This is a genomic window from Perlucidibaca aquatica (assembly GCF_001676655.1).
GTDB classification, from domain to species: Bacteria; Pseudomonadota; Gammaproteobacteria; order Pseudomonadales; family Moraxellaceae; genus Perlucidibaca; species Perlucidibaca aquatica.
The window spans coordinates 182120-200442 of record NZ_LZDB01000001.1 but is presented as its reverse complement, the minus strand read 5'-3'; the positions used below and the strand labels follow the sequence as shown (position 1 = coordinate 200442).

Annotated in this window: 18 protein-coding genes and 1 tRNA gene; 8 read left to right on the top strand and 11 right to left on the bottom strand. The window is 54.6% G+C overall.

The features are described 5' to 3' along the window. Position 1: 1 nt before the first annotated feature. Positions 2-271, bottom strand: a complete 270-nt coding sequence (locus A8710_RS01015; protein ID WP_068857579.1) for a metal-sensitive transcriptional regulator — start codon at positions 269-271, stop codon at positions 2-4. A gap of 112 nt (positions 272-383) precedes the next feature. Between A8710_RS01015 and A8710_RS01010 the strand changes: the two genes are divergently transcribed. From A8710_RS01010 to A8710_RS00990, 5 genes are read left to right on the top strand one after another with little or no spacing between them, the layout of a single operon-like run. Beyond that, positions 384-812 carry a YeeE/YedE family protein gene (locus tag A8710_RS01010; protein WP_068857578.1) on the top strand — a complete coding sequence of 143 codons (429 nt, stop codon included), beginning with the start codon at positions 384-386 and terminating at the stop codon, positions 810-812. A gap of 1 nt (position 813) precedes the next feature. Beyond that, a complete protein-coding gene (locus tag A8710_RS01005; protein WP_068857577.1) occupies positions 814-1227 on the top strand; it encodes a DUF6691 family protein in 414 nt (137 codons plus the stop codon). A gap of 15 nt (positions 1228-1242) precedes the next feature. Next, the gene (locus A8710_RS01000) at positions 1243-1938 is read left to right on the top strand and encodes an MBL fold metallo-hydrolase (protein ID WP_068857576.1); all 696 of its coding nucleotides are present in this window, start codon (positions 1243-1245) and stop codon (positions 1936-1938) included. A 3-nt stretch (positions 1939-1941) separates the two neighbouring features. Then, entirely contained in the window at positions 1942-2730 is a 789-nt protein-coding gene (locus A8710_RS00995; RefSeq protein WP_068857575.1) for a sulfite exporter TauE/SafE family protein, read from the top strand. Positions 2731-2758: 28 nt separating this feature from the next. Further along, the gene (locus A8710_RS00990) at positions 2759-3193 is read left to right on the top strand and encodes a beta-lactamase hydrolase domain-containing protein (protein ID WP_157686231.1); all 435 of its coding nucleotides are present in this window, start codon (positions 2759-2761) and stop codon (positions 3191-3193) included. On the opposite strand, the gene A8710_RS00985 is transcribed toward A8710_RS00990, so the two are convergent. The 5 genes from A8710_RS00985 to trxA form a co-directional block, all read right to left on the bottom strand. Next, on the bottom strand, positions 3182-4087 hold the full coding sequence (locus A8710_RS00985) for a hypothetical protein (RefSeq protein WP_068857573.1): 906 nt from the start codon (positions 4085-4087) through the stop codon (positions 3182-3184). The genes A8710_RS00990 and A8710_RS00985 overlap by 12 nt on opposite strands. After that, complete coding sequence (locus tag A8710_RS00980; protein ID WP_157686229.1) at positions 4087-6399, bottom strand: galactose oxidase early set domain-containing protein; 2313 nt, start codon at positions 6397-6399, stop codon at positions 4087-4089. Before A8710_RS00980 ends, A8710_RS00985 begins: the two co-directional genes overlap by 1 nt. A 129-nt stretch (positions 6400-6528) precedes the next feature. Next, positions 6529-6605: transfer RNA gene (locus A8710_RS00975), tRNA-Arg, on the bottom strand. A gap of 100 nt (positions 6606-6705) precedes the next feature. Beyond that, the gene (gene rho / locus A8710_RS00970; RefSeq protein WP_068857571.1) at positions 6706-7965 is read right to left on the bottom strand and encodes a transcription termination factor Rho; all 1260 of its coding nucleotides are present in this window, start codon (positions 7963-7965) and stop codon (positions 6706-6708) included. Between the two features lie 192 nt (positions 7966-8157). Next, on the bottom strand, positions 8158-8487 hold the full coding sequence (trxA, locus tag A8710_RS00965) for a thioredoxin TrxA (RefSeq protein ID WP_068857570.1): 330 nt from the start codon (positions 8485-8487) through the stop codon (positions 8158-8160). Positions 8488-8631: 144 nt separating this feature from the next. On the opposite strand from trxA, the gene ppx reads away from it, so the two are divergent. Further along, positions 8632-10137, top strand: coding sequence for an exopolyphosphatase (gene ppx / locus A8710_RS00960; protein ID WP_068857569.1), 1506 nt, complete (start codon positions 8632-8634; stop codon positions 10135-10137). A gap of 32 nt (positions 10138-10169) precedes the next feature. Here the strand turns inward: ppx and ppk1 are convergent, their stop codons facing one another. Continuing rightward, entirely contained in the window at positions 10170-12260 is a 2091-nt protein-coding gene (gene ppk1, locus A8710_RS00955; RefSeq protein ID WP_406609576.1) for a polyphosphate kinase 1, read from the bottom strand. 41 nt (positions 12261-12301) lie between these two features. Next, positions 12302-13324 (bottom strand): porphobilinogen synthase, encoded by a 1023-nt coding sequence (hemB, locus tag A8710_RS00950; protein ID WP_198341609.1) that lies wholly within the window; start codon positions 13322-13324, stop codon positions 12302-12304. A gap of 131 nt (positions 13325-13455) precedes the next feature. Here hemB and A8710_RS00945 point away from each other — a divergent pair, with 131 nt between their 5' ends. Continuing rightward, a complete protein-coding gene (locus tag A8710_RS00945; protein WP_068857567.1) occupies positions 13456-13950 on the top strand; it encodes a thioesterase family protein in 495 nt (164 codons plus the stop codon). Positions 13951-13953: 3 nt separating this feature from the next. Here A8710_RS00945 and A8710_RS00940 read toward each other — a convergent pair whose 3' ends face one another. Then, positions 13954-15879, bottom strand: a complete 1926-nt coding sequence (locus A8710_RS00940; RefSeq protein ID WP_068857566.1) for an ATP-binding cassette domain-containing protein — start codon at positions 15877-15879, stop codon at positions 13954-13956. A gap of 84 nt (positions 15880-15963) precedes the next feature. Next, a complete protein-coding gene (locus A8710_RS12150) occupies positions 15964-16851 on the bottom strand; it encodes a PT domain-containing protein (RefSeq protein WP_068857565.1) in 888 nt (295 codons plus the stop codon). A gap of 179 nt (positions 16852-17030) precedes the next feature. On the opposite strand from A8710_RS12150, the gene A8710_RS00930 reads away from it, so the two are divergent. Beyond that, positions 17031-17804 (top strand): FKBP-type peptidyl-prolyl cis-trans isomerase, encoded by a 774-nt coding sequence (locus A8710_RS00930; protein ID WP_082968572.1) that lies wholly within the window; start codon positions 17031-17033, stop codon positions 17802-17804. 58 nt (positions 17805-17862) lie between these two features. Here the strand turns inward: A8710_RS00930 and A8710_RS00925 are convergent, their stop codons facing one another. Beyond that, complete coding sequence (locus A8710_RS00925; protein ID WP_068857564.1) at positions 17863-18123, bottom strand: accessory factor UbiK family protein; 261 nt, start codon at positions 18121-18123, stop codon at positions 17863-17865. Positions 18124-18323 lie beyond the last annotated feature (200 nt).

The window sequence follows — 18323 nt, the reverse complement described above, 5'->3', positions numbered from 1 at the left end:
CTTATCCATATTTGCGTAGCAGAGAGGTCATGTGAGCTGTTGCAGCAGCAATGTGTTCACGGTCTGGGTTGGCCGCAATTTCCATTTGCAAATGACAGGCGACCATCTCGTGAAAGGTCTTGTCCAAGGCTTTGCGGGCAGCCGAGAGCTGCTGCGCGATGCGGTCACAATTGTCGCCGTTTTCCATCATGGCTTGGATACCACGAATTTGACCCTCTACTCGGCGAAGTCTGAGGATGAGTGCGCGTTGATGCTGCTCTCTGGGCGACATGGTTTTTCCGTCATCACTATTCCAGATTCATGCTACGACAAGCGACCTGGCTTGTGTACCTAATATACTGGGGGTAGTATAAAAATCATCTCTTCATTATGAGCTAAATCCTATGTCTGAATTTCCTATGGCTTGGCAGGCCGGCTTACAGGGTGGGTTACTGATTGGTTTTGCCGCGGCGTTGCTGTTTGCCCTTACCGGTAAAATTGCCGGCATAAGTGGTTTGGTAGCCACGGCATGGCAGCGGCAAGATAGCGCGGCAGGTTTAGCACGAGCATTTATTTTGGGTATGTTGGTTGCAGGCCTGTTCGCGACCTATGTTCTGGGAATTGCGCCTCCCATGCTGCCGAATATTGGTTTGCCTACCCTGATCGCGGCTGGGCTGCTGGTGGGCTTCGGCACGCGCTTAGGCAATGGTTGCACCTCCGGGCATGGGGTTTGTGGGATCAGCCGGTTGTCGTGGCGATCTCTTGCGGCAACGCTTACGTTTATGGCGTCCGGCATAGTGACGGTAGCTGTGCTGCGTGCGGGAGGAGCCTAATATGAAAGTTCTTTCAGGCTTTATCTGCGGTCTACTTTTCGGCTTGGGCTTGGTGTTGTCGGGTATGACCGACCCCGTCAAAGTGCAGGGCTTTCTAGATGTGACAGGGCAATGGGACGTGACCTTGGCATTTGTCATGGTCGGTGCCATTGCGGTGGCCATGCCCGCATTTATTTGGCTGCGCCGCCGCGCGCAACCGGTCTTTGCGCCGAGCTTTCAATGGCCACAGGCTACGCAAATAGATGGCCGATTGTTACTCGGCGCAGCGCTCTTCGGAGTCGGCTGGGGTCTGTCTGGGCTTTGCCCCGGGCCGGCCTTAGTGAACATCGTTCAGGGCGGACAAGACATCGTGGCATTTGTGGTCTCCCTGCTGCTGGGTAGCTGGGTGCATGACCGATTTTTCCGTTCGGCCTAGTACGGAGTACTTCCGATGATTTTTCGCCAGCTCTTTGATAAAGCATCCAGTACTTACACCTATTTACTGGCGTGTGAGCAGAACGCTAAGGCGTTACTCATTGATCCGGTAAAGGAGCAGCTACCCCAGTACTTGCAATTACTCCGCGAGCTGAACGTAACGCTGTTGTATGCAGCAGATACGCATACTCATGCCGATCACATCACTGCTCTGGGTGCATTACGTGATGCCACAGGTTGCGTGACCTTAATGGGGGAGTTCACTCGTGCGAGCTGCGTATCGCGCAACCTTAAAGACGGTGAAGTGTTCGCCGTGGGTTCGCTTTCGATACAAGCCCTGTATACACCGGGGCACACGGATGAATCGTTTAGCTTTGTGCTTAATCCAGCGCATCCCGAGGCGGTTTTTACCGGTGATGCGCTACTAATTCGGGGCACCGGTCGAACGGACTTTCAGGGCGGCAGTGCACAGAAATCTTGGCACTCGATTACGCAAAAGCTTTTTCAACTACCTGACGATACGTGCGTATATCCAGGTCATGACTATAAGGGCTGGACGGTGTCGACGATTGCGGAAGAGAAGCGCTTTAACCCGCGCCTAGCTGGACGCAGCGAAGCGGAATATGTCGCCATCATGGCCGCACTTAATCTGCCTGATCCGGCGATGATGGATATTGCCATCCCCGCTAATCTCGCCTGTGGGCAAGGCTAGTTCATGCTGGTTATTCTGGGACTCATGGTTGGGCTCGTGCTTGGCCTAACCGGCGCTGGAGGTGGCATGCTGGCTGTGCCAGCACTCATGTTTGGTTTGCAATGGAGCGTGACTCAGGCCGCCCCCGTGGCATTAATGACGGTTGCTCTCAGTGCCAGTGTGGGCGCTTTGGATGGCCTGCGTAAGGGCTTGGCTCGGTATCGTGCTGCCTTGCTCATGGCTGCAGTAGCACTGCCCATGAGCGCGCTGGGTTTGATGCTGGCGCATCGCCTGCCTGCATCGGTATTAACCCTGCTTTTTATGGTTGTCATGGTGTTGGCTGCGCTACGTTTGCTGTCCTCAAACGCCACCAACGAGTCTGCAGAATTATTAATTATCCCGGTTAATCCGAACTCCGGCCGTTTTGTGTGGACCCCCAAGCGTGTGCTTGCGATGTCTACGTTCGGTGCATTTTCTGGTTTGCTGACAGGCTTACTGGGTGTCGGCGGCGGATTCATTATTGTGCCGGTCTTACGATTTTTTACCGATCTCAGCATGGCGGCTATCGTGGCTACATCGCTGATGGTGGTCGCGTTGGTGAGTAGCTTGAGCGTGCTGATGGTTATCGGAAAGCTTAGCTTGACCAGCCTTATGCCCGCGTTGCCGTTTATCTTTGCAGTCGTGGTGGGCTTGGTTTTTGGGCGCCTCATAGCCCCTAGAATGCCTGCACAGCGTGTACAGCAGAGCTTTGCTATTTTGATGCTGATCGTTGCGACTGCACTCGGAATTCAGGAGTTCAGCATGCTAGGCTAAAAGCATGAACTACTGCCCCGAGACTGCTATGTCCTTGCCCATTCCCAATCTGTTGTTTATTGAACCTAACCACTACGCTGGCGGTTATGTCAGCCCAGAAGCTCTTGCCGAAGTAAAGGCGGCCGGTATCACGCATGTGATCGATATGCTGCCCGAGCATGAACATGGAGGCTTTGATGAGGCGGCTTTGGCGGCTGAGCTGGGCCTCTACTACGCGCACTTGCCCATTGTCGGCGGCCATGACTTAAATCGCGCTAATGCTGAGGCACTGCATAGCCTATTGGCGGCTAGCGGCGAGTCGCCGGTCTTGGTGCATTGCATGAGTGGCAATCGCGTTGGTGCGCTATTCGCACTGCGAGCGTTTTGGTTGCAGGGTATGTCGGCGGTAGAGGCCCTAGCGGTGGGTCGTCGCTACGGCCTCACCAAACTAGAGCCTCTGGTTGTGCAAATTTTAGCGCTTTGACAGCCAGCGGCTTTCGCCTTTTAGCGTAACCAACTGCGTATCCACCCGCAGTTGGATTTGCCAGGACAGCGGCTTCTTCGTGCCTTGCTTGCCACGCGTTCTGGGCTCAATCCAGGTGTAGCGCGGCGCTGTTGATACTAACTGCCAATGCTTTTCTTTCTGCTCACCTTGGCGCAGTCCTTGCTGTGCGGCAGTGTCACGCCACAGGGCACTTTTTAGGGAAGCCTCCGTGCCGATTTTGGACAGGCGGATAAAGGGCTGACCATCCTGGTCCAGTACCGTGACGACCGCCTGAGATGCGTTGCTCAGCATGATGCCGTAGGGCTGCCCCGGAATAAGCGCGACACGAATGCCATTGGGCAGTACCGGTTTGGCTTGCCAGTTGGCCTGCCAATAGCCACTTTGCTGGGCCGGCGTGAAACGACCTGAAATCACGCTGGGTTTGTCGCCGACCAGTACCGGAACTTGCCAAACCGAATCAGCGCTTACCGATGAAGGCTTTAGGCGGCTATCAAACCAGCCCCAGCTATTGCTGGCTTTCACCTGTTTCCAGAGAGGTGCGTTGCCGGCCTCCGGTTTGCGGCCAGGTAGCCCGCCAGGAAGATAGGTCTTTAACCAGTCGGGATGTCGCGTATTGGCTTCAACGCGATCGCGACTGATTCTGAGAAAAGGCTGCTGGTTCTGACCCAAAATGGTGATGACTGACGCACTGCGGTTCTCCAGCAATAGCTGAGGCGCTAGCGTGTCGGTGAGCTGCACTGAAATGCTGTCAAGCTCCTTAGGTAGCGTATCCAGCACGGGTCTGTAGCTTTCGCCATGATTGACGTGCGCATGGGCCGACAGGCTCAGCATGACGAGCATGCTGAGCCAGAAGGGACGAAGCTGCACCCACATCAGCGTTTCGCCACGCGTGCCGCAGGTGCGTTGCAGCCAATCGCACGATTGTCTGCGCCCTCAATGGTCAGGGGTACCGAAACCGAGGGTAGGCGCTTGCCTGATGCGTCCTCAGAGACGACAAAGAGCATGTAGGATCCTGGGGGTAACGCACCTTTTTGGGTTGGCAGGCGGACTTGTAAGTTATTGGTGCCGGTGTGCGGTAAGACCACCGTACGCTGATCGCCATCAATAATGTGGGTCAGCGTGGTGCGCTTAACCAACAAGACCTCCTTGATATTGCTGCCTTCGGTGTTTACCGAAATCGTAGCGCCATGGCTGGCAGAGTTCGGTGCCGAAGTAATGCGCGGACGATTAGCCGCATACATATAGGGCGGGCTGTAAATCTCGAAGCTGGGGTCGCGACCTTGGTTGGGGGATAAGCCTAATGCGCTCAAATCCAACGAAAAGAGATAGCCCGTGTTAATGGGCGAATGACCACCCACCAAGACGCGACCATCCGGCAGCAGCATGGCGGTATTGTGATAGGTGCGGGGATTGTGTTGGCGGGCCATCACGCGCCAAGTCTCCGTTTTCGGGTCGAAAATTTCAGTCTCTAAAATGGCTGCACCGGTGCCTGGCAGCAGCACTTCGTCTCTATCTGCACCCGAGAACACCATCACTTCCCCTGTGGGCAGTAATACCCCGGTGCCGTACCAGCGCGGCTTAATTAGGCTGCCCGTGATGCGGGATTCGTAGGCCATGGTGTCATCGTTTGCAATGTTAATGCGGTCGATACGAGACAGATTGGTGGTGATATATGACCCGGGGCTGTTAGCCGTGATGGCGCCGAGTACGCCGCCAGCGGTAAGGAACTCAGCATGGTCGTAGCGCCCTTGTGCGTTGGGTCGCAGGGGCATTTGAATCGAGAAAGTAGAGCCGCGGAAGCCAGAACCAATGGCGCTCATGAGTGTGCCTTCTGGGTCCTTCGTAACGCTATCCAGTATCGGCATAATCAGGCCAGCAGGATCTTCTGTGACCGTACCCAGTAAGCCCGTGAGCGTCTTTTGGATGTCCGTTGCTATTTCCGTGTTGGTCGGGTTCAGTGCGGACCCCAAGCGATCCAGTCCAATCTCGTTGAGTTTTAAGGGAAGACCAGCATAGCCGAGGTCGGTCCAGAGTTTTTTATCCGGATCGTAAGCGGCAATGATGTTCCAGAGCGCTTGATCATAAGACTGGCCAAAGGGGTTAAAAGCTTGCCCGCCAGCGTTGTAGAGCACATGGCCATTCGGCAGCATATGCTGACGTGGGTAAAGCGGCAGTGAACGCTCGGCGAGTGGGCCGTTTTCAGTCCAAGTGCCGCAGCCTAGGTCGTAAGTTTCGGTTTGTGTGACGTTGCGACCAGAGGTCTCAGGGCGCTCGGGGTAAATCGGTTTAATCAGTTTGGTGACACCTGAGGAAACCAAAATATCGCCGTTAGACAGAGTGGTTAGTGAGGGGTACCAGCGACCATAGGTCATATCCCCGGTTTTCTTCCAGCTGTTATCGCGGTAGTCAAAAATACGGGCGTTGCGAACACCTTCCAATTCCGAAACGCCAATAGCAATGGGCTTTTGAATGCCGGGCTCGAAGTAGTAGTCCGTGCCACCTACGGCCATCACACGCCCGTCAGCGAGCATTTCTAAGTCGGCGCAAAAGAGCGCGCCATCGTTGTTCGTACTGGCATCGGTATTGTCGATTAAGCCTTTGGGTAGCAGCAGGGTGGCTTCGTAGCCATCAGGATTTGCCCCGCCATCCACGGGGCTAGGCTGCATCCAGCCCGCTGTTTTGCCACTCAGGGACATCACGCGTGTTTGGTCGTTAGTCACCACCGTGCCGGCCTCAAAGAAAATAGAGAACTCAGCATCCTCTGTGCCTTCAAGCGCATTGAAGTACAGCACGCGATCATCTGGCAGGAGTGCAATGGAGCCCGCAGCGGGCTTGCACTCGGTGGGTCGGCCGTCGGCCATGCGCAGGCATCGATCATCTTGCGGTAATTGTCGCAGCGGATTTTTCAGGTTGCCCTTGGGCGTGAGCAGGCTGGCGAAGGGTGAGTCGTCTGCAGCCGGCTGCTCCGCCATGGCTTTCATGGCGCTGGGTCCCCAGGGTTCAACAAAGGGTTCGGTGAAGCAGCCAACCGTATTGCGCAGTTCCGGCGCGCAGGCGTCTTCCGGAATTTCAGCGCTGCCCGTGATGCGTGCGCTGCTGGAAGAAGAGGAGTCGTTGCTGCCAAGGCAGGCAACTAGCGAGAGTGTCGTTCCAATAAGGAACAAGGGCTTTAGTGTGTTTTTCATGATGTCCACCTTTTGCAAGTTGGGGCAATCCTGAATCAGTGCAGTTGAGATGCAAGGAACAAACTTAGTGATCCGACGAATGTCGTTTTTGTGTGAATGAACGGTTAAGTATGTGTAACACAATTTGGATGGTGCGCCAGGCGGGATTCGAACCCACGACCCCTGCCTTCGGAGGGCAGTACTCTATCCAGCTGAGCTACTGGCGCATTGTGGTGGCTTGATGCCGTGTTGCGAGGGTGTTGCGGGGCGCATGGTACTGGGCTGGCGATCAGAACGCCAGCCCAGTACCTCATGCGGATGGAGCGCTTATTTGCGCTTCATCATGTCGAAGAATTCTTCGTTGGTCTTGGCGTCCTTGAGCTTATCGAGCAGGAATTCAATGGCCGCAATTTCGTCCATGGAATGCAGCAGCTTGCGCAGAATCCAGACCTTCTTCAATTCATCGTCACCCATCAAGCGTTCTTCGCGACGCGTGCCAGACTTCTTGATGTTGATCGCCGGGAAGACGCGCTTTTCAGCGATGCGACGATCCAGGTTGACCTCGTGGTTACCCGTGCCCTTGAACTCTTCAAAGATCACTTCGTCCATCTTCGAGCCGGTTTCGATCAGCGCCGTGGCGATGATGGTCAGCGAGCCGCCCTCTTCGATGTTACGTGCTGCACCGAAGAAACGCTTTGGACGTTCCAGAGCATGAGCATCAACACCGCCGGTGAGCACTTTGCCGGAGCTTGGAATCACCGTGTTGTAGGCGCGCGCTAAACGCGTGATGGAGTCGAGCAAGATGACCACATCTTTTTTGTGCTCGACCAAGCGCTTGGCTTTTTCCAACACCATTTCGGCAACCTGAACGTGACGCGCAGGCGGTTCGTCGAAGGTCGAGGCCACCACTTCGCCACGCACCGTGCGCTGCATTTCGGTAACTTCTTCTGGGCGCTCATCGATCAGCAGCACGATCAGGTAAGAGTCCGGATTGTTGCGTGCGATGGACTGTGCCAGCGTCTGCAAGAGCATGGTTTTACCGGCTTTCGGCGGTGCCACGATAAGCGAGCGCTGACCCTTGCCGAACGGCGCAATCAGATCGATGGTGCGTGCCGTGACATCTTCTGTGGAGCCGTTACCCAGCTCCATGAACATGCGCACGGTCGGGAACAATGGCGTCAGGTTTTCAAACAGGATCTTGTTACGGGCGCTTTCTGGCGAGTCCAGGTTGATCTGGTTGACCTTAAGCAGGGCAAAGTAACGCTCAGTTTCCTTGGGCGGGCGAATCGTGCCGGTGATGGTGTCGCCAGTACGCAAATTGAAGCGACGAATTTGCGATGGGCTGACATAAATGTCATCCGGGCCGGCCAGGTAGGAACCTTCAGAGGAACGCAGAAAGCCGAAGCCGTCAGACAAGATTTCCAGAACGCCATCACCATAAATCTCTTCGCCGTTTTTAGCGTGAGTTTTAAGAATGGCAAAAATGATGTCTTGTTTGCGGTTGCGGGCCATGCTTTCCAGGCCCATCGTTTCGGCGATCTTGATAAGTTCGCCAATCGGCATTTTCTTTAGTTCGGTGAGGTTCATACCGTGGTTTCAATTAGAAATAAAAGGATTAAGCACATCTAAGCTGAGCCTGAAAGGCTAAGTCGTTCGGCAAGGGACCACTGGCGTTGGTAGGTGCTAACGGGTTACAGGGCGCAGAGATCGAAGAGAACGGATGCAACGAAGATGGCGTGTTGAGAACGGTGACGCCCGAATGAGCGTCACCGACATGACTTATATAGTGGAGTCGATGAACGCTGTCAACTGGGACTTGGACAACGCGCCGACTTTCGTTGCTGCAATCGCGCCGCCTTTGAAGAGGGTCAGCGTTGGAATGCCACGAACACCGAACTTGGCGGCTGTTGCGCCGTTGTCGTCAACATTGACCTTAACGATCTTGATACGGCCGGCATATTCGCCTGCAATTTCATCCAAAACCGGTGCGATCATTTTGCACGGGCCACACCAAGGGGCCCAGTAGTCCACCAAAACGGGGACATCAGACTGCAAAACATCGGCTTCAAAATTGGCGTCATTGGTGTTGACGATCAGTTCGCTGCTCATCGCGGCACTCCGCATGTGGGGTCAAGTGGTTGTTGATAATAGCACCGTCTATTGCAAAAGCATGCAAGACAGATGCAATCAACGCTGGGTAAACTCCAGCTAGTATTAAAACTTATCGAGTCAATGCAAAGGAGCGCGCTGCGCATGACCAGACCGCTGCGCTTAGATGATGGCCTAATGGCCGCTGTCGATTTAGGTTCAAACAGTTTTCATTTGGCGATTGCGCGCTTAGATCATGGGGTCATTCGCGTAACCGAAAGCTTGTCTGAAAAAGTGCAACTTGCCGCTGGTTTGGATGCAGATGGCAACCTCGATGAGGCCGCTCAGGAACGTGGACTGGCGTGTTTGTCCCGCTTTGCACAGCAGTTGCATGGTGTTGAGCCGAAGCGGCTACGCATCGTGGCCACCAACGCGTTGCGGGTGGCTAAAAATGCCCGCGAGTTTGTTCGCAAAGCTGAACTTATTTTGAATCACCCGATTGAAATTATTGCGGGTCGTGAAGAGGCGCGTCTGATTTATGTCGGCGTGTCGCAAACGCTGGCCAGTGAAGGCAAGCGGTTAGTCGTGGATATTGGCGGTGGCTCGACCGAGTTCATTATCGGTACGGGTGTGGAGCCGATACTGACCGAGTCCCTGCACATGGGCTGTGTCAGTTTTACGCAGCGCTTTTTCCCTGATGGCGCACTGAGTGCGAAAGCACTGGATCGCGCTATTACGGCTGCTAAACAAGAGATTGCGGGCATTCAGTCGGCCTATGAGGACCTAGGTTGGGACAGTGCTGTCGGTTCTTCAGGCACCATCAAAGCCGTTCGAACCGTGGTGCAGCAGTTGGGCTGGGCTTCTACCGATGGCCGCATCACCTCCGACAGCATGGCTAAATTGCGAGAGCGAATCCTGGAAGCTCGCGATGTGCGGGATATCGATTTGCCCGGTCTAAAAGAAGATCGCCGCCTCATCATGCCGGCGGGCTTCGCGATTGTTTCTGCGATTTTTGAAGCCTTTCATCTCGACACCTTGGATTACTCCGACGGTGCCTTACGCGAAGGCGTGCTACATGATTTGTTGGGCCGCTTTCAGCAAGGCGATATTCGCGATAACACGGTGAGTTCCTTGCAGGCACGGTATAGCGTAGACCCCGCACTCGGTGAGCGTGTCTCGGATACTGCGTGGCAACTCTTCCAGCAAACCGAAGGTGCTCTGTGTTTGCGTGAAGAAGATGCTGCCGTGTTAATTCGCGCCGCCCGTTTGCATGAAATTGGTAAGGCGATTTCCCACTCGGGCTATCACAAGCACGGTGCTTACCTGCTCCAGCACTCCGATATGGCGGGGTTTTCGCGGCCTGAACAAGAGTCAATGGCGCAGCTCGTGGCCTGCCATCGCCGTCGCCTTCGCCCTGAACATTACACCGCGCTATTGAGTATTGGTGGCCTGCCGCTATTCCGACTGTGCTTGCTGTTGCGATTAGCGGTGCTGCTGCACCACAGCCGCAGCCGTGAGCCTTTGCCTGCGATTAAATTGCATACCGATGGACAGACTTTTGAGGTGCGCTTTCCGCGGGGTTGGTTGGCGAGCCACCCGCTGACGCAAGCGGACCTTAATGAGGAGAAAGGCTATTTTGAGGCCATCGGGCTGGCGCTGGATTATGCCTAAGGCATGATCCAGCGCTGCCTGAGCGTCTAGCGTTAGGTCAGTTTTTTCAGCAGCACTTGCTGGGCAATATGGGGAGGCTCCTCACCCGCATCGGCACGCAACCACTCACCACTCGGCTGTAACAACCAAGCTTGCGTGTTGTCCAACAAATACGTGTTAAGGCCTTCCTCGATGACCCGGTCCCTCAATATCGGGTCGAGAATGGGAAAGCAAGTCTCTACGCGTTGAAACAGGTTGCGATCCATCCAGTCCGCACTCGAGCAAAAGACTTTGGGGTCGCCGCCGTTCTCAAAATAAAACACACGCGTGTGTTCAAGAAAGCGCCCAACAATAGAGCGTACGGTGATGTTTTCTGAAATGCCGGGGATGCCCGGGCGCAGGCAACACACAGAGCGCACAATTAAATCAATGCGAACCCCCGCCTGCGAGGCCTTAATCAGGGCCTGCATAATATGCTTCTCGGTCAGCGAATTGATTTTCACAATGATGCGACCAGGAATGCCGGAGGCTGCGTTTTGCGCTTCTTGCTCAATCATATGCAGCAGTTGCGGGTGCAGTGTGAACGGCGCGTGCAGCAATTGCTTCAGGCGTAATACGCGCCCCATGCCGGTGAGCTCTTGGAAGAGTTTGTGCACATCTTCGGCCATTTCCGGATTGGCGGTGAGCAGGCCATAGTCAGTGTATAGGCGCGCATTACCAGCATGATAGTTGCCCGTGCCTAAGTGCACGTAGCGCATTAGCTTTCGGCCTTCGCGCCGCACGACCAGAATCATTTTTGCGTGGGTTTTATAGCCGACAATGCCATACACCACGATGGCGCCGGCTTGTTGCAGCTTATTCGCTACTTCAATGTTGGATTCTTCATCGAACCGAGCGCGCAGCTCGATGACCGCGGTAACTTCTTTTCCGTTACGCGCCGCCTCGGCCAGCACATTGACGATTTCTGAGTCGGGCCCGGAGCGATACAGTGTTTGCTTGATCGCCAATACATTCGGGTCGCGCGCGGCTTGACGCAGGAAATCAATAACAGGGGCAAACGACTCAAAGGGGTGCATAAGCAAAATATCTTGCTGTTGCATGGCCTCAAAAATGTTGTCGGCCTTTTGCAAAACGCTCGGGATGCGCGGGCGGAATGGCGGGAATTTTAAGTTGGGGCGATCAAAATTAGACAGCATGCGCGCCAAATTCACCGGGCCATTACATTGGTACAACGCCTCATCCGGGAGACCAAATTGCTTTAATAAATAATCGATGATGCTGCGTGGGCAATTGTCGGCCACCTCTAAACGCACCGCCGCGCCATAACGGCGAGACAGTAATTCGCCTTTCAGCGCCAAAGCCAAGTCTTCGGCGTCTTCGTCCACGTTCATGTCGGCATTTCGGGTAACGCGAAATTGGTAGCATCCGTTCGCGGTCATGCCGGGAAATAGCTCGGAGACATGTTCGTGAATAATGGAAGACAACATCACGTGCTGATCACCGCCGTCACTGATCTCATCCGGAAGACGAATGACGCGAGGTAGGGAGCGCGGTGCAGGAACGACGGCGAGCGACATCTGCCGACCGAAGGCATCTTTGCCATCCAGCGAGACAATAAAGTTCAGCGACTTGTTCACGAGTCGCGGAAACGGGTGAGCAGGATCAAGGCCAATGGGCGTGAGCACCGGCAGAACTTGCTCCTTAAAGTACTTCCGTACCCAAACGGATTGTTTGTCGTTCCATTCTTCGCGCCGTAAAAAGCGGATATTTTCAGCGGCCAGTGCAGGTAGCAGCTCTTCATTCAAAATCCGGTACTGCCGATCCACCGCTGCATGACAAATCTGTGAGATTTGCTTTAGCACATCGTGTGGCATTAGGCCGTCCGGGCCGGGCGCACTGCGTCCAAAAGAAACTAATTGCAGCAGCCCAGCCACGCGAATTTCAAAAAACTCATCCAAATTACGCGAGAAAATGAGCAGGAAAATCAGTCGCTCTATGAGCGGGTGGCGCGCATCAGTTGCCTGCTCAAGTACGCGTAAATTGAAGTCGAGAATGCTGAGTTCGCGATTCAAATACAGTGCAGGGTTTTGCAAATCAATGGTGTCCAACGAGGCCGTCATGTAACGCATCCGTTTAGCTTTCATGACATTAGATCTCAGTTTAATGACAGGCGTATTGCACTGTCTTAGCGACTGCCGGTAATTTCTCTTTCACGCAACAGGCGCGCGGCCTCGGGCGCAAAGTAGGTCAGAATGCCATCGGCTCCTGCCCGCTTGAAGGCCAGCAAGGACTCTAAAATCACGGCTTCGCGATTTAGCCAGCCTTGTTGAAACGCCGCCACATGCATCGCGTATTCGCCACTGACTTGATAGGCAAAAGTAGGCACTGCAAATTGATCCTTCACCGCCTTCACGATATCGAGGTAGGGCATGCCAGGCTTCACCATGACCATATCAGCACCTTCGGCGATATCCATAGCGACCTCGTGCAGCGCTTCATCTCCGTTGGCAGGGTCCATTTGGTAGCTGAATTTATTGCCACCTTTTAAATTCCCCGCGGAGCCGACGGCATCGCGGAAGGGGCCGTAGTAACTGGAGGCATACTTGGCGGCATAAGACAGGATACTGACGTTGACGTGTCCGGCAGCTTCTAGGGCCTCACGAATCGCCCCAATGCGGCCGTCCATCATGTCAGAGGGTGCCACAATATCGGCGCCGGCATCTGCCTGCGATACCGCCTGTTTCACCAGTGCTGCAACCGTGACATCGTTAAGCACATAGCCGGCTTCATCGAGAATGCCGTCTTGCCCATGTACGGTGAAGGGGTCTAGGGCTACATCGGTAATGATGCCCAGATCAGGGTATGCCGCTTTCAATGCACGGGTGGCTCGTTGCGCCAAACCCTGAGGGTTCCATGCCTCCTCCGCCAATAGTGACTTAGCTTCTGGTGGTGTGACGGGAAACAAGGCCAGTGCAGGAATGCCCAGTGCGACCCATTCGGCACAGGCGCTTACGAGGCGGTCAATGGATAAGCGTTCAACGCCAGGCATGGAGGCCACAGGCTCGCACCGATTCTCGCCTTCCAGCACAAAGACCGGGTAGATCAAATCGTTGGCGCTCAGACTATGCTCGCGCACCAAGCGCCGGGCCCACGCATTAGCACGTAAGCGGCGCAGGCGAGTGGCGGGGTAAGGGGCGCGTAAGGGCATAGCGTGGGGCATGTCATTTCTCAGCGTGGTCAGTCAGTGACTCAAGCTTAGCGTAATGCTCTCTTCTAGACACGATGGCAGCTCGCCTTACGCATGATAGAGTCGGCCATATTTTTAGGGACTCATCAGTCATGACTCAAGACGTCACCGATGTTGCAGCACTTCAAGCCAAGCAGGAGCGCCTGCAAGCGCTGCAAATGCAATTAATGAACGGCTTTAATCTCACGCCGTTTAATCAGCATATTGGCGCTCGTATTGTCTCGGTCACGGAAACGGAAGTGCGTGCTGAAATTGCTATGCAGCCCTGTTTAGTGGGCAATGTCTTTAAGCAAATCCTGCACGGCGGAGTGATTGCGACCTTGCTCGACAATGTGGGTGGCGTTGCTGCGATGACAGCGGCGTATGCGCGCTTGAAAGGCGAGCCGCGTGAAGAAAAAATGCGTCGTATGGGGCAGTTGGGCACGATCGATATGCGGATTGACTACCTGCGTCCGGGGCGCGGCGAGCAGTTCACAGCGATAGGCCGAGTGGTGCGCGTGGGCAGCAAGATCTGTGCAACGCAAATGGAATTGCGCAATGAGCAAGATGTGCTCATTGCGACCGGCAATGCGGTATTCCACTTTTAAGCCTTACTGCGTTAGCGCTTCCAGCTCATCGTTTTTACTGAGCCAGTCAGACTCTGCGTTGGCGAGTGCAGTTTGGGTCTCCGACTGCTTGGCTAGGGTCTGCTTGAGCTGCGCGGCATTCGCGGTTTCATAAATTGTCGATGCACTAAGGGCTTTCGCGCAGGCCTCGAGCGTCACTTGATGTTCAGCCATTGCAGCCTCGAGTTTTACCAGTTGCTGCTGAAGCGAACGAATATCCGCAGAGCGCACGACTTTTTTCGACGATGCGCTAGTGTCAGTTTTGGGCTCAGTAGCAGCTGCTTTAGGTTGCGCTTTGGCCGTGGCCTGGGCAGCAGCCGTTACGGCCGCGCGTGCAGTTTCTGCTCGCCACTTTCTCAGCCACTGTGTGTAATCGTCTAGGTCGCCATCGAAACGCTCGACGCGACCATTGCAGACTAGCCAGAGCTCATCGCAAATCACCGACACCATGTTGCGATCATGCGAAACCAATACCACGGCGCCTTCAAAGGCTTGGACGGCGACGAGCAGGGCATGTCGCAAAGAGAGGTCCAAATGGTTGGTGGGCTCATCGAGTAGCAAGACGTTAGGCCGTTGCCAAATAATCAGCGCGAGGGCGAGTCGTGCTTTCTCGCCGCCTGAAAATGGCGCGATGATCGAGGTGACACGTTCTCCACCAAAGCCGAAGCCGCCCAGAAAATTACGTAAGCTCAGCTCATCTGTTTTCGGGCTAATGCGCTGCAACATCAGTAAGGGCGTTGCCTTTACGTCGAGATGGTCAACCTGGTGCTGGGCGAAATAACCAATGCGCGTGTGCTCACTGATGAGTCGAGTCCCATTCAGCAGCGGGAGCTCCCCCACCATCGCTTTCACTAGAGTCGACTTGCCTGCGCCATTGGGCCCGAGTAGGCCAATGCGGGCGCCGGGGTATAGGCCCACATCAACACCGGTTAACCACGGGGTTTTGTCGTAGCCAATATTCGCTTCATCGAGGCGCATGAGTGGGCTGGCTAATCGCTCCGGCGACCTAAAGCGAATATCTAATCCCGAGTCCACTTGTGACGGCGCCGTGAGTGTCATGCGCTCCAAGGCTTTTAAACGACTCTGTGCTTGGCGCGCTTTTGTGGCTTTGGCGCGAAAGCGCTCCACAAAGGAAGTGAGATGAGCCACTTGTTGCTGCTGCTTTTCGAAAGCCTGCTGTTGCTGTGCTAGGCGTTCCGCGCGGGTGCGTTCGAACGTGGAGTAATTGCCGCGATAATGCGTGAGTACGCCGTGTTCGATGTGTAGGGTGTGCTCAATCACTGCATCTAAAAAATCACGGTCATGCGACACCACGAGTAGCGTGCCCGGGTATGCGCGTAGCCAATCTTCTAGCCAAATAATGGCATCCAGGTCGAGATGGTTGGTGGGCTCATCGAGCAGTAGTAGATCGGATCGGCACATCAGTGTTTGCGCCAGATTGATACGCATGCGCCAGCCGCCGGAAAACTCAGCAACGGGTCGTTGTTGATCGCCCTCTGCAAAACCTAAACCGGCCAACAGTTGCGCAGCCCGCGAACGGGCGGTGTAGCCGTCTATGCTTTCGTAGCGAGCAAAGAGATTGCCCATTTCGGTGCCATCAATACCGTCAAGATCATTCAGGCGTAAATCGAGTTCGCGCCACTCGGCGTCACCGTCGAGAACATATTCAATGGCCGGTTGATCCAGTGCCTCGACTTCCTGCGCCATATGCGCAACCACCCAACCTGCCGGTCGCGTTAGGGTGCCTGCGTCGGCTTGCAGTTCGCGTCGCAAAAGTGCAAAGAGCGAGCTCTTGCCGCAACCATTATTGCCCGTAAGCCCGACTTTCCAGCCTGGGTGCAAGGTGAAACTGGCTTTTTCAAAGAGGGGGCGGCCGCTACGAAGCAGGCTTAGGTTCTCGGCAAAAATCATGGTGAGCTCGCAGCAATCAGGTCTTCAGTCGCAGAAAAAACAACGGGCCCGAAGGCCCGTTGACTGATGCAGAGTTTACCGGACTTAAGTGGCCGATGGTGCATCCTTTGCGGGCGCAGTAGCAGCGGGTGCTGCAGCTGCAGCGGCTGGTTTCGCAGCAGCCGGCTTAGCCACGGGCTTCGCCACCGGTTTAGCGGTTGGCTTGGCTGTAGGTTTAGCGGTTGGCTTAGCGGTTGGTTTAGCAGCTGGCTTAGCAGCAGGAACGGCTGCAGGCTTAGCAGGCGCTGGCTTGGCGACTGCTGGTTTCGCTGCGGCGGGTTTGGCAGCTGGCTTGGCAGCCGCAGGCTTGACGGCAGCAGGCTTAGCAGCAGGCTTAGCAGCGACTGGTTTAGCCGCAGCTGGCTTGGCAGCGGCTGGTTTTGCGGCGGGCTTAGCAGCAGCAGGCTTAGCGGGCGCAGGTTTTGCAGCGGGCTTAACAGCTGGTTTAGCGGGTGCTTTTGGAGCGGCGGCCTTTTTGGCTGCAAGCGCTTCGCCTTTTAGCTTGGCTTGCACGTAGGCTTTAAGTTCACTTTTTTGTTGAAGCAAAGTGATGGCCTTGCGTGCTTGCTCATAGTCTTTCTTGGCGGCCGAAACGGCAGCTTTAGCTTCCGTCTGGGCTTGCTTGGTACGGTCATTGATGAGCTTGACCAGTTCTTTATCGCCAGAGGCTTTTACTTTGGTAAGTTGTTGTTGCAGCTTGGTTTGAACATCTTTGTAGCTGGATTCTGCTTTGTCGACGAGCTTACGTGCAGCCTCGACATATTGCTCAGCTTCATGCTGAGCGCGCTCAACAACTTTTTGGATTTGATCGCGAACCTTGGCGGCTTGCTTCTCAACATCGGCTCTCATTTTATCCACTTGGGTCTCAACAGCACTCGCTGCTTGAGCAGCTTTGGCCTTGACCGGCGAGGCTTTCTTTTTTGCAGCGGGCATGGAGATTTCCTCTCTTGGTTTATGCATGAGTGAAGTTATCTGATGACTTTTAAAAAAGCGAGAACAAGCGCAATAGATTTAACGCATTTTGTCGGTCTGTAGCGAAATGCGGGGTGGTATTCGTAGATAAGTTAACCGTATGCTCAGATATAGGTTTATCTAATCGTTTGGAGTTGAACATGCGTCGCCTTGCTTTCACCTTAGCCGTTACTGGCACACTGCTTTTCACCAGCGTGAATACATGGGCAGCGGAGCCAACGGCCTCTGCTGCTGCCGCACCAACCCTAGCGCCGAATAATGGTAAGAAACCGGTGGTTGACCGAGAGCAATTTGCCTACAGCATTGGCTATCTGAATGGTCAGGGCAGCGGTGAGCAAATCCCAGATCTCGACATTGAAACGTTTATGCGTGGTTTCCGTGACGCATTCGCTAAGAAAGAAAGTCTATTGACGCCACAAGAGCGCACGGCGGCCATCAGTCGCTATAAAGAGCAGCGCTTAGCGGCCCTGCAAGCAGACATGGAAAAGCTGGGCAAAGAGAATGCGGATGCCGGCGCTGCTTTTCTGGAGCAAAACAGCAAGGCTGACGGCGTCGTCAGCACAGCGTCTGGCTTGCAGTATCGCCTGCTGAAGACAGGCACTGGCGCCAAACCTAAAGCTAAAGACACGATTAAAGTGCACTACGAAGGTAGCTTCTTAGACGGTACTGTTTTCGACAGCTCATACAACCGTGGCGAGCCAGCGACATTTCAGTTGGACCAAGTGATCCCTGGTTGGACCGAGGCCTTACAGCTATTCCCTATGGGTACCACGGCTGAGCTTTTTGTGCCGTCGAAGTTGGGCTATGGCGAGGCAGGCGCTGGTCCTATCCCACCAAACGCATTGCTGAAATTTAAGATTGAGTTGCTGGGCATTGAAAAGCCAGCAGTCAAGGCAAAAGGCAAGAAGAAGTAAGGGCATTCCCACCATAAAAAACCGGAGCTGAGTCTCCGGTTTTTTTATGGCGTAAGGGTCAGTGTGATGCAGCGCTATTTAACTGTGCCTCCAGCGTGCGCAGCTGCTGCTCGAGTTGATCAACCTTGGCGCGCGTTTTAGCCAGCAAGGTTTGTTGAATGTCGAATTCATCTCGCGTTAACAGGTCCATGCGAGAAAGTGCATCGCGCAGGATGACTTTCAGATGATCTTCAAGCTCATGACGCGCACTGCTTAAGGAGCTGGGCAAACGGTCACTGAATTGCTGCCCCAGACGGTTAATCAACTGCTCTATAGCCATGCTGCACTCCTGATTAGTTAAATGATGATACCTGAGAGCCATCGGGCTGTGCAGTCGCTATTAAGTTGGGCTGCTCTAGGGCTTGATGCCCCACAAAGGTGCGCATGCAATTTTTCAGTGCCATCGGAGATGCGGTTGCCCTGAAATGGGGCGAATGCTTTGTATGTGTGCGCTTAAGGCTTGAGGGGAGATGGTTCAGT